Source organism: Micromonospora sp. WMMD1274, from assembly GCF_049179035.1.
GTDB classification, from domain to species: Bacteria; Actinomycetota; Actinomycetes; order Mycobacteriales; family Micromonosporaceae; genus Micromonospora; species Micromonospora tulbaghiae.
Window position 1 is genome coordinate 1,323,966 of the sequence record NZ_JBMHMG010000001.1, and the last position, 11,985, is coordinate 1,335,950.

An 11,985-nucleotide genomic window follows, 5' to 3' on the forward strand; every position below is an offset into this window, starting at 1 on the left:
ACGCTCCCCGGAGCCGGCCTCGTCCCCGCCGCGGGGCGCAACCGCGGCGGGCCCTCGCCGGCCGGCGCCGGTGAGTGTCGGCGGACCCCGCAGGGGCCGCCTCGGGTCAGGCGGAAGCTTCGGCCAGAGCGGGCTCCACCTCCGTCCAGGCGGCCCGCTCGGCCGAGCGGGTCACCGCGTCGAGCACGAGCTGGACCTGAAGCGCGTCGGCGAACGACGGTGCCGGGTCGGCGCCGGTGGCGACCGCCTCGACGAAGTCGCGCGCCTGGTGGGTGAAGGAGTGCTCGTAGCCGATGATGTGGCCGGGCGGCCACCACGCACCCAGGTACGGGTGGTCCGGCTCGGTCACCAGGATCCGGCTGAAGCCCTGCTCGGCGGCGGGCCGCGTGGCGTCCAGGAACTCCAGTTCGTTGAGGCGTTCCAGGTCGAACACGACGCTGCCGCGCGAGCCGTTGATCTCGACCCGCAGGGCGTTCTTGCGGCCGGTGGCGAACCGGGTCGCCTCGTACGTGGCCAGCGCTCCCCCGTCGAGCCTGGCCACGAACACCGCCGCGTCGTCCACAGTCACCTGACCCGTCGCGCTGCCGTTGCCGTCGGCCTGCGCGGCGAGGCCGCTCGACCCGGCGACGAGTGGCCGCTGCCGCACGAACGTCTCGGTGAGCGCGCTGACCCCGGTGACGAGCTGACCCGTGACGTACTGGGTCAGGTCGATGATGTGCGCGCCGATGTCACCGAGCGCGCCGGAGCCCGCCCTGTCCTTCTGCAACCGCCACACCAGCGGGAACTGCGGGTCGACGATCCAGTCCTGGAGGTAGGTCGCCCGGACGTGCCGGATCTCGCCGATCCGCCCGTCGGCCACCAGCTGCCGCATCAGGGCGACAGCGGGCACCCGCCGGTAGTTGAAGCCGCACATCGCGCGTACCCCGGCCTCGCGGGCCCGGGCCGCGGCCTCGGTCATCTCCCGGGCCTCGGCGACGCTGTTGGCGAGCGGCTTCTCGCACAGCACGTGCTTGCCCGCGGCGAGCGCGGCGAGTGCGATCTCGCGGTGGCTGTCCCCCGGCGTGCAGATGTCGACCACGTCGATCTCGTCGGACTCGACGAGCCGCCGCCAGTCGGTGGTGTAGCCGTCCCAGCCGAGCCGGTCGGCGGCCTCGGCCACCTTCGGTTCGTCCCGGCCGCAGACGAGCGCCATCCGCACCCGCGCCGGCAGGTCGAACACCCGGTTCACGGTGCGCCACGCCTGGGAGTGCGCGGCGCCCATGAACGCGTAGCCGACCATGCCGACGCGCAGGATGCTGTCGTGACTGGACAAGGTGGGTCTCCCCCCGTGTGTCAGAACCCGAGCTTCAGGTAGTCGCTCGCGTTCTCCTTGGTGATCGTCTCGGAGGCGAGCACGATCTCCTTCGGTACCTGGAGTTCGACCAGGTCGGACATGCCCTTGCCCTGGCCGATCAGGCGGGCCAGGGAGATGGCCGAGGAGGCCATCGAGGGGCTGTAGGTGACTGTGGCCTTGAGGACGGTGTTGTCGGCGGTGATGTCCTCCATGGCCTTCTTGGAGCCGGCGCCGCCGACCATGATGAATTCCTTGCGGTTGGCCTGGTTGACCGCCGCGAGCACGCCGATGCCCTGGTCGTCGTCGTGGTTCCAGACCGCGTCGATCTTCGGCAGCGCCTGGAACAGACCGGTGGCGGCCTGCTGCCCGGAGTCGACAGTGAACTCCGCCGGCCGCCGGTTGGCGACCTTGAACCCGTACGAGGCGAGCGTGTCGGCGAACCCCTTGGACCGTTCCTGGGTCAGCTCCAGCGACTCGATGCCGGGGATCTCGCCGATCACCGGGTTGCTCACGCCCTTGGCCTTGAGCTGCTCGGCGATGTAGGTGGCGGCGGCCACCCCCATGCCGTAGTTGTCGCCCTTGATCTGCAGCCGGTAGGCGCGCGCGTCCGGGAAGGCCCGGTCCAGGTTGACCACCGGGATGCCGGCCTTCATCGCCTCCAGGCCGAACGCGTTGAGTTCCTTGCCGTCGTGCGGCAGCAGCACGATCACGTCGGGCTTCTGCGAGATCAGCGTGGACAGCGCCGCCCGCTGGGCCGCCGCGTCCGCGCCGGCCTCGACCGACTTCAGCTCCACGTCCTGGTACGCCCCGGCCTGCGCCTTGGCGTTGTTGGTGATGGCGGCGATCCAGCCGTGGTCGGCGGCCGGGGCGGAGAAGCCGATGGTCACCTTCTTGCCCGGCTCGGTGTTGGCGCCGGAACCGGCCGCCTTGGTCTGCGCCTCGGTCGGGTTCTGCTCGTTGCTGGTGCAGCCGGCGAGCAGCACCCCGGCGGAGACGGCGGCCCCGCCGAAGAGCAGCCGGCGGCGGGACAGGTCATGGCGCGGTGTTCTCATGACGCCTCCTGGGATGAGGTGGTTGGTGGTTTCGGGTATGGCGGGCCGGACCACAGTCGGTACGACGGCAGCCGGGATGTGCGCGGTGGGGTCAGGTGGTGGTGGCCCGGTTGCGGGCGAGGAACTGGGTGAGGCTGCCGAACTGCACCTGCTGGACCAGGACGGCGGCGACGATGATGCCGCCCTTGACCATGTTCTGGGCCTCGGCGGAGAGGTTGTTGATGGCGAACAGGTTGGTGATCGTGGAGAAGATGATCACCCCGAGCAGGGAGCCGATGATCGTGCCCCGCCCGCCGCTGAGCAGCGTGCCGCCGATGATCGCGGCGGCGATCGCGTCCAGCTCGTAGAGGTTGGCCATCGCCGCCTGCGCGGAGGTGGCCTGCGCGGTCAGCATGACCGCGGCGATGCCGCAGCACAGGCCGGACAGCGCGTAGAGGAGCACTGTGTGCCGGCGGACGTTGATGCCGGCCAGCCGGGCCGCCTCCGGGTTGCCGCCGACCGCCACCGTACGGCGGCCGAACGTGGTCCGGTTCAACAGCACCCAGCCGGCCGCCACCACCGCCACCAGGATGTAGACCAGCAGCGGGATGCCGAGCACGTTCGTGCTGGCGATGCCGTTGATGAACGTGTTGCCCGACACCTGGGTCTGCTTGTCGGAGATCTCCGCCGCCAACCCTCGGGCGGCCACGAGCATGGCGAGCGTGGCGATGAACGGCACCAGCCGGCCGTACGAGACGAGCAGCCCGTTCACCACGCCGACGGCAAGCCCGACGGTGAGCGCCGTGAAGATCATGCCGCCCGCGCCGTAGCTCTGCGTGGCGACAGTGGTGCACCAGACCCCGGCGAGCGCGACGATCGCGCCGACCGACAGGTCGATGCCACCGCCGATGATCACGAAGGTCATGCCGACGGTGACCACGCCGACCACCGAGGCGAGCTTGAGGATGGTGAGCGTGTTGCCCCACACCCAGTTCGGGTCGCCGTAGAGGTCGGGGCGGGTCAGGATGCCGATGACCACGAGCACGACCAGCGTGGCGAGCAGGCCGAGGTTGCGCTTGACGCCCTCCCCGCCGTCGCCGCGCCACCAGGAGAGCTTCGCCGGCGCGCCGACCTTGGCGGTCTGCGCCCGCTCCACCGGCGGCGACTGCGCGGGCAGCGAGGTGTCAGTGGCTTCGCTCATGCCGGTGCGCCTTCCATGAGGGACCCCGCCATGACGAGGTCGAGCACGGTGTTCTCGTCCAGTTCGCCGGCCGGGGCCTCGCGGACCACCCGGCCCTCCCGCATCACCAGCACCCGGTCGGCCAGGCCCAGCACCTCGGGCACCTCGCTGGAGACCAGCAGCACCCCGACGCCACGGGCGGCCAGATCGCGGATCACCTGGTACAGCTCGGCGCGGGCGCCCACGTCCACGCCCCGGGTCGGCTCGTCGAGCAGCAGCAGCCGGGTGTCCCCGAGCAGCCACCGTCCGACCACCACCTTCTGCTGGTTGCCGCCGGACAGCGTGCGCACCGGCCGCCGTACGTCCCGGGGCCGCAGCTCCAGCGACGCGGCGATCCGGTCCGCCTCGGCGCGTTCCCGTCCGGCGTCGGTGAACCCCAGGCGGGCGTACCGGCTGAACGTGGCGAGCGTGACATTGCGGTAGATCGGCTCGCCCAGCAGCAGCGCCTGGCTCTTGCGCTCCTCCGGCGCCATGCCCATCCCGGCCCGTACCGCCGCGCCCACACTGCCGGGCCGCAACGCACGGCCGTCCACCCGGACCGTCCCGGCGTGCGCCCGGCGCGCGCCGAAGATGGTCTCCAGCAGCTCCGAGCGGCCGGAACCGACCAGCCCGGCGATGCCGACGATCTCCCCCGCCCGGACCCCGAGCGAGACGTCGGCGAACTCGCCGTGCCGGGTCAGCCCGTCCACCCGCAGCAGTTCCGCGCCACCCCCGTGGTCGGCCGGGCGCTGCGGGAAGACGTACTCGATGGTCCGCCCGGTCATCCGGGCGACCAGGTCGCGGGTCGGTGTCTCGCGGGCCGGCAGGCTCGCCGCCGTGGTCCGGCCGTCCTTGAGTACGGTGACCCGGTCTCCGATCTCGCGGATCTCCTCCAGCCGGTGCGAGATGTAGATGACCGCGATGCCCTGCGCGGTGAGTTCCCGGATGATCCGGAACAGGTTCGCCACCTCGTCGTGGGCCAGCACCGCGCTCGGCTCGTCCATGATGATCAGCCGGGCCTCGTGGGACAGCGCCCGGGCCATGCTGACGATCTGCTTGCCAGCGGCGGGCAGGTGCCGCACCAGCCGTCCCGGCGGGATCTCCGGGTGGCCGAGCCGGCCCAGGATCTGCCGCGTACGCCGGGCCATGTGCCCGCGCCGGACGAAGCCGAACCGGCGCGGCTCGTGACCCAGGAACGCGTTCTCCGCCACCGACAGGTCGTCGACCAGGTCGAGTTCCTGGTAGATGGTGGCGATGCCGGCGCGCATGGCGGCCTGTGGATCGGCGAACGACGCCGCCTCGCCGCGCCAGACGACCTCGCCGGAGTCCGGCCGGTGCACCCCGGCCAGCACCTTGATCAGCGTGGACTTGCCGGCGCCGTTCTGCCCCAGCAGGCAGTGCACCTCGCCGGCCCGCACCTCCAGTTGCACGCCGTCGAGCGCCCGTACCCCCGGGAACGTCTTGACCACGTCGGTGAGGCGCAGGACCACCTCGCCCGCGACGGCGTCGGCGGGCGCCTCGACCAGTGGTTCTCCGATCTCGCTCACGCTGCCTCCCCGAACGCGAGGTCACTCGCCAGCACGGCGGCGCCGGCGACGCCGGCGCGCGGGCCCAGCTCGGACAGGACGACCGGCAGGTTGCCGGTGGCCAGCGGCAGCGAGCGGCGGTAGACCACGCTGCGGATCTCGGCGAGCAGGATGTGGCCGAGCTGGGCGAGCCCGCCGCCGATGACGATCATCGAGGGGTTGGTGAAGCTGACCAGCCCGGCCAGCACGCTGCCGACCCGCCGGCCACCGTCGCGGATGAGCTGGATGCAGGTGACGTCCCCCTCGATCGCCCCCTGCGCCACGTCCAGCGCGGTCACCACACCCCGGGCGGCCAGCCGCTCGGCCAGTGCCGGGGACACCTCGGTGCGGGCCGCGACTGTCGCCTCCCGGGCCAGTGCGGCGCCGCTGAACACGGCCTCCAGGCAGCCGACGTTGCCGCAGCTGCACATCGGACCGTTCGGGTCGACCTGGATGTGGCCGATGTCCCCGGCGCAGCCGTCGGTGCCCCGGTAGACCTCGCCGTGCAGGTAGATGCCGCAGCCGATGCCGGTGCCGATCTTGATGAAGAGGAAGTCGTCGACGGAGTGGGCCACGCCGCCGTGCCGCTCCCCGATCGCCATGATGTTGACGTCGTTGTCGACCACGGCCGGGCAGCCGTGCTCGCGGGTGAGCAGCTCGCGGACCGGGAACCGGTCCCACCCCGGCATGATCGGCGGGGAGACCGGCACGCCGTCGCGGAAGCTCACCGGCCCCGGAACGCCGATGCCCACCGCGTCGAGCCGCTCGTACGCGCCGTCCACCTTGGCCTTGTGCAGCAGCTCGTTCACCCGCTGGAGCGTCACCTTCGGGCCGGAGCGGATGTCGGCGACCTCGGTGTAGGCGGCCACCGTCTCCAGCCGGCCGTTGACCACCTCCACGTCGATCGAGCTGGCGCCCAGGTCGACGGCGGCGAACCGCAGGTGCGGGCTCAGCTCGACGAGTGTGGAACGCCGCCCGCCGCGGGAGGCGGCGAGCCCGGCCTCGGCGACGTACCCGAGGGAGACGAGGCGTTCCAGCTCGGCGAGCAGGCGCGGGCGGGGCATCTGGAGCCGGTCGCCGAGTTCGGCGCGGGACACCGCGCCCTCGTCCCGGAGCAGCCGCAGAAGCCGTACGTGCAGGGGGTCGACCGTCCGCACCGGCAGTCACCTCCGCATCGGAAGTCCGTCACATCGACGGCGGCGATGTGTGTTGTGTCCGACACAGTAGGAGCCTTCCGGGCCACATGTCCATAGCTTCGGCACGTCTGATGCAAACTTTTGTCCATACGAACAAAAGCGAGTTGCGGATCATGAAAACGCGCCGCCCTGCCCGGGGTTCTTCCGGGCGGGGCGGCGCGTTCTCGGGTCGGATGCGTTCTCGGGATCGGACGCTCTCCCGGGTCAGCGGGAGGGCGCGCGGCCCTTCTTGCGCAGCTTGCGGTCGTCGCGCAGCTCGACGTAGGGCTCCTCGTCGGCCGGGTGCCCGGCGGCGATGGCGCGGCTGCGCTCCAACTCGGCGTCGAACTCCGCGCCCAGCAGGATGGCGACGTTGCTCAGCCACAGCCACACCAGGAAGATGATCACGCCGGCCACCGCGCCGTACGTCTTGTTGTACGAGCCGAAGTTGCTGACGTAGAGCGCGAACAGGCCGGACACCACCAGCCAGAGCACCACCGCGAGCACGCCGCCGGGGCTGACCCAGCGGAAACCGCCGTGCCGGGCGTTCGGCGAGGCCCAGTAGAGGATCGCGAACATCAGGCTCACCAGCACCAGCAGCACCGGCCACTTGGCGATGTTCCACACGGTCACGGCGGTCTCGCCGAGCCCGATCGCGTTTCCGGCCTGCTCGGCCAGCCCACCGGTGAACACTACGATCACGGCGCTGATCAGCAGCATCACGCCGATGACCGCGGTCACGCCGAGGCGTACCGGCAGCGTCTTCCAGATCGGCCGTCCCTCCGGCACGTCGTAGATGCTGTTCGAGGCGCGCATGAACGCGGCGACGTAGCCGGAGGCCGACCAGAACGCCGCCACCAGACCGATGATCGCCGCGATGCTCGCCAGCCCGCCGGACTGGCCGGCCTGGTCGATCGCGCTCTCGATGATGCGGCGGATGTTCTCCTCCGGCACCGCCTGCCCGACGGTGTCCCGTACCCCCTCGGTGGCCCGGTCGCCGAGCAGGCCGAGGACCGAGATCAGCACCAGTACGCCCGGGAAGATGGAGAGCACCCCGTAGTAGGTGAGCGCCGCGGCCCAGTCGGTGAGGCTGTCGTCCTGGAACTCCCGGACGGTCCGCTTGAGGGTCGCCAACCAGCCGGTGGCCGACAGGTCGGCCGGGCTGTCCGGCCCGTCGTCCGGCCCCACCGGCCCGGTGCGCTTCCGCCCGCCGGGCCGGTCCTGCCCAGCGGGGACGTCGTCGCGCGCAGCGGGGGCGTCCTCGCGGGTGTCGTCGTGGACGTCGTGGGCGTCGTCGCGGGCGGCCATGGCACCTCCTCGTCGTCATGTCGTCCCGCACGACATGCCCTGACGAGGGCAGCGATAACCACCGCACCCGCAAACCGACCACTCGGCCGCCGCCGGCCGTTCCCGCCCACTTCCCGGCCGTGCCCTGCCGCCGCCTTCCGCCCGCACTCGCCGGTGTCGCCGCTGCCCGCGCTCCACTGCCCGCGCCCTGCCGCCCGCCTCTCCGTCGGCACCTTCCACCCCTCGCCGCCTTTGCTCTGCAGCCACGCGCGCGACAGACACGCTCCGTAACCAGGTGCGCCGATGGATGCAGAGCAAAGGAGGCGGGGCAACCCTTCCCTCGGCGCACCACCGCACTCCCGCCCGAGCACTCGACGAGCCGTCGTTCGCCGCGACCGCCGATCGCCGACATCTCGACGACCGTCACGACGAGTGGAACTCCATGGGTGTCAAACAGGGCCGGAGGCACCCATGGTGTTCCACTCATCAAGTAATCGACCACCGACGGCCCAGGGGGCAGGCGCGCGAGCGAGGCGTGCCAATAGGCGGCGCGCCGAAGTGGCGACGCGGGCGTGTTCCGATCCCACCACCTCGGTGAAGTGGCGTCGACCGTGGAAATGCGAGACGGCGGACACGCTGCCAGGACATTTCCCGTCCGGGACGAGCGTGGCGGTACGAGCGCGCGCAACCCGGCGCGAGCCGGTGCGACGAGCGCCGCGCGCGCGAGCCGCCGCGGAATACACACCCGCCTCAGTGGACACGTTGCGTGACGACAAGCATCCCGGGCGCGCCGATCTTCATCGTTGTAAGCGATATCGCGAGAGAGCCGAGCGAGACCGCCTCCCGACATCGCGAAACAGTTTCAAGAAATATGTGACACGAGTGAGCGAACCTCCATTCCGTCACTCATTGCAATCACGATCGGCAATGTTCCCAACCTGCGCGCTATTCGCGTATCGTGCCCCCTCGTGCCGCCCGTTCGCCCCTCCGACGCGACTCCCCCCAAACCCCGGCCGCCGTCCGGCGGACGACCGGGGTCCGACGTGGACGCCGAGGTGGTGTCGCTGCCGCCGGACGAGGGAGGCGTCGGCGGACCCGAGTGGGCCGACGACGGGCCGGGCGAGACGCTCCACCACAGCCGAGCCGACCACCACCCGGCAGACGAGCTCCGCACTCCGGCCGAGCAACGCACCCGGGGCGAGGCCCGGACCCCGGACGACAGCGAGACCCACGCCCCGGGCGAGACCGAGAGCCGCAGGGAGCCGACCCCGGAACAGGCCCACCAGGACGCCCGCGAACTGGCCGCCCGGTTCGAGGACGAGAAGCCGGGACGGGTGCTCGCCGGACCGGTCGGTGTCCTCTTCACCGGCATCACCGTCGCGGTCGGGCTGCTGACGCTCTGGCAGGTGTTCTTCCCGCTGGCTCAGGGCAGCAAGTACTACCTGATCTTCTTCCTGGCCGGCGTACTGCCGGTGGTGTTCCTCGCGTATCCCTCGGGGGTGCGGCTGCGGCGCGCCGGGGCCGACGCGGACGACCGGCGCGGGCCCACGCCGGTGGACTGGCTGCTGGCCCTCGCGGCGCTCGTGGTCTGCCTCTACCCGGTGCTGCCGGTCACCATCGGCGCCGGTGGCGGCGGATACGACGCCTTCCTCGACCGGCAGGGCCTGCTGGATCCGCTGGACGTGGCGTTCGGCACCGGGCTGCTGCTCCTGCTGCTGGAGGCGTGCCGGCGTACCACCGGATGGATCCTGCCGGCGGTCTGCGTGCTGTTCCTGGGGTACGGCTACTACGGCGGGCTGCTGCCGCAGGCCTGGCCGGTGGCGCACGCGGGACTCGACTTCGGGCAGCTCGTCGACGCGTTCTACAACTCCGACAGCGGCTTCTACGGCACCCCGCTGGACGTGGCCGCCTCGTACATCGTGCTGTTCACGATCTACGGCGCCGTGCTCGACCTGTCCGGCGCGGGCCGGTTCTTCGTGGAGCTGTCCGCCGCCGCGTTCCGCCGCTCCCGGACGGCCGCCGGGCGCACCGCCGTCGCCTCGGGTTTCCTGCTCGGCACCGTCTCCGGCTCCGGCGCCGCCACCACAGTCAGCATCGGCGCGGTGACCTGGCCGATCCTGCGCCGCGCCGGCTACCCGGCCGAACGGGCGGGCGGCATGCTCGCCGCCGCGGGTGTGGGGGCGATCCTGTCGCCGCCGACGCTCGGCGCCGCCGCGTTCATCATCGCCGAGTACCTGGGCGTGTCGTACCTCCAGGTGCTCGGCTGGGCCACGGTGCCGACGATCCTCTACTACCTGGGCATCCTGCTCTCCGTCGAGATCGACGCCCGGCGCTCCGGCGTGCGGCCGGTGGTCATCGACACCGGCTCGGCGTGGCGGCTGCTGGCCCGCTTCGGCTACCACTTCCTCTCGCTCTTCGTGATCATCGTGGTGCTGGCGCTCGGCGCGTCGGCGATGCGCGCGGTGGTCATCGCCACCGCGATCGCGGCCGTGCTGTCCTTCCTGGACCGCCGGCACCGCCTCACGCCGGCCCGGCTGGTGGCCGCGCTGCGCGACGGCGTACGCGGGGTGCTCGCGGTGAGCGCCGTCTGCGCCGCGGCCGGCATCATCACCGCCACCACCACGAAGACCGGTCTCGGGCCGCAGGCCGCCGCGCTGCTGATCGACGGCGCGCAGGCGGTCAGCTCGGAGCCGGCCGTGGTGCTGGCGCTGACCGCCGTGCTCGCCGCCGTCGCGCTGAGCCTGCTGGGTCTCGCGGTTCCGGTCACCGCCTCGTTCGTCATCGGCTGGGTGATCATCGGCCCGGCGCTGCTCAACCTGGGCGTCGAGGCGCCCGCCGCGGCCATGTTCGTCTTCTACTTCGCGGTGCTGTCCGAGGTCTCGCCGCCGACCGCGCTGGCCGCGGTCGCCGCCGCCGCGGTCACCGGCGGCCGGCTGGTGCCGACCATGTGGCAGACCCTGCGGTACGCGCTGCCGGCGTACCTGATCCCGCTGGCCTTCGTGATCACGCCGACCGGTCTCGGGCTGCTCGGCATCGGCGGGCCCGGGCGGATCGTCACGGCCGCCCTGGTGTCGGCGCTGGGCGTCGCGGTGCTGGCGGTCGCGGCCGGCGGCTGGCTGCCCGGTGTGGGCCCGGCCGGCGTGCCGGAGCGGATCGTCGGCGCGATCGCCGGGCTGGTGCTGCTCTGGCTGGAACCGCTGCCCATGGCGATCGGCGCGGCGCTCGCCGCGCTCGCGGTCGCGGGCGTGTACGTCCGACGTGGCGCCGCCGGGCACGCCGGCCGCCCGGCGGTCGAAGAATCCGTGGACCTTGGGGAGGAGAGAGAGTGGGACGGATCGACGCGAGGATAGTGGCGGGTGTCGGGGCACTCGTCCTGGTCGCCGCCGGTGCCGCCGGCTGCGGGGGCCGTCAGGACGGCGCGGCGAAGGACGACGCCGCCCGCGAGGTCAGCTGCAAGGTCACCAAGGACACCCGGGTCGGCATCGCCACCGGCAACGCCACGGGCGTCTACTACGTGGTCGGCAACGCGCTCGCCGGTGAGCTGAGCAAGACCACCGACGGGAAGCTCACCGGGACGGCCGCCGAGACCGGCGCCTCGGTGCAGAACGTTGAGCAGCTCGTCGCCGGCCAGTACGACGTGGCGTTCTCGCTGTTCGACACCGCTGTCAACGCGGTGCAGGGCAAGGGGAGCTTCACCGCGCCGCAGCCGGTCAAGGCGCTGGCCCGGATCTACGACAACTACACGCAGGTGGTGGTCCGCGCCGACGCGGGGATCACGTCGGTGGCCGACATGAAGGGCAAGAAGATCTCCACCGGCTCGCCCAAGTCCGGTACCGAGGTCATCGCCAACCGGCTGCTCACCGCCGCCGGGCTGGACCCGGCCAAGGACATCCAGGCGCAGCGGCTGGACCTCACCAAGACCGTCGACGGCATGAAGGACGGCAGCATCGACGGCTTCTTCTGGTCCGGCGGCGTGCCGACCGGCGGGGTCACCGACCTGTTCACCACGTCCGGCGACAAGGTGAAGTTCGTCGACATCAGCCCGCTGCTGCCGAAGATGGCCGAGCTGAACCCGGCGTACCAGGCGGGCACCATCGGCAAGGACGTCTACCGGACCCCGGCCGACGTGCCCACCATCGTGGTGCCGAACGTGCTGCTGGTGCGGGACAACCTCGACGCCGACGTGGCCTGCGCGATCACCCGGACGGTCTTCGACTCCAAGGACGCCCTGGCCCAGGCGAACCCGGCGGCGAAGGGCATCGAGCTGGGCAACGCCCGCAAGACCGATCCGGTGCCGCTGCACCGGGGCGCGGAGCGGGCGCTGAGCGACCTCGGCGCGAGCTGACCCGAACGGGCCGGGCCCGGACGCGCGTCC

General features: G+C 71.9%; 8 protein-coding genes. 2 read left to right on the forward strand and 6 right to left on the reverse strand.

Annotated elements, in window-relative coordinates:
- Positions 1-106: 106 nt before the first annotated feature.
- The 6 genes from ACN27D_RS05685 to ACN27D_RS05710 form a co-directional block, all read right to left on the reverse strand.
- Positions 107-1,279, reverse strand: a complete 1,173-nt coding sequence (locus ACN27D_RS05685; protein WP_421501112.1) for a Gfo/Idh/MocA family protein — start codon at positions 1,277-1,279, stop codon at positions 107-109.
- 53 nt (positions 1,280-1,332) lie between these two features.
- Positions 1,333-2,385: a substrate-binding domain-containing protein gene (locus ACN27D_RS05690; protein ID WP_421498686.1), complete on the reverse strand. Its 1,053-nt coding sequence runs from the start codon at positions 2,383-2,385 to the stop codon at positions 1,333-1,335.
- 91 nt (positions 2,386-2,476) lie between these two features.
- Complete coding sequence (locus tag ACN27D_RS05695; protein WP_421498687.1) at positions 2,477-3,565, reverse strand: ABC transporter permease; 1,089 nt, start codon at positions 3,563-3,565, stop codon at positions 2,477-2,479.
- Positions 3,562-5,130, reverse strand: a complete 1,569-nt coding sequence (locus tag ACN27D_RS05700; RefSeq protein ID WP_421498688.1) for a sugar ABC transporter ATP-binding protein — start codon at positions 5,128-5,130, stop codon at positions 3,562-3,564. The genes ACN27D_RS05695 and ACN27D_RS05700 overlap by 4 nt, the downstream gene beginning before the upstream one ends.
- Positions 5,127-6,305, reverse strand: coding sequence for an ROK family protein (locus tag ACN27D_RS05705; protein WP_252452598.1), 1,179 nt, complete (start codon positions 6,303-6,305; stop codon positions 5,127-5,129). The genes ACN27D_RS05700 and ACN27D_RS05705 overlap by 4 nt, the downstream gene beginning before the upstream one ends.
- A gap of 243 nt (positions 6,306-6,548) precedes the next feature.
- A complete protein-coding gene (locus ACN27D_RS05710; protein ID WP_358172312.1) occupies positions 6,549-7,631 on the reverse strand; it encodes a YihY/virulence factor BrkB family protein in 1,083 nt (360 codons plus the stop codon).
- A gap of 1,022 nt (positions 7,632-8,653) precedes the next feature.
- Here ACN27D_RS05710 and ACN27D_RS05715 point away from each other — a divergent pair.
- Both ACN27D_RS05715 and ACN27D_RS05720 read left to right on the forward strand, forming a co-directional pair.
- Entirely contained in the window at positions 8,654-10,960 is a 2,307-nt protein-coding gene (locus ACN27D_RS05715; protein WP_421498689.1) for a TRAP transporter permease, read from the forward strand.
- Positions 10,936-11,955 carry a TAXI family TRAP transporter solute-binding subunit gene (locus ACN27D_RS05720; protein WP_120568547.1) on the forward strand — a complete coding sequence of 340 codons (1,020 nt, stop codon included), beginning with the start codon at positions 10,936-10,938 and terminating at the stop codon, positions 11,953-11,955. The genes ACN27D_RS05715 and ACN27D_RS05720 overlap by 25 nt, the downstream gene beginning before the upstream one ends.
- Positions 11,956-11,985 lie beyond the last annotated feature (30 nt).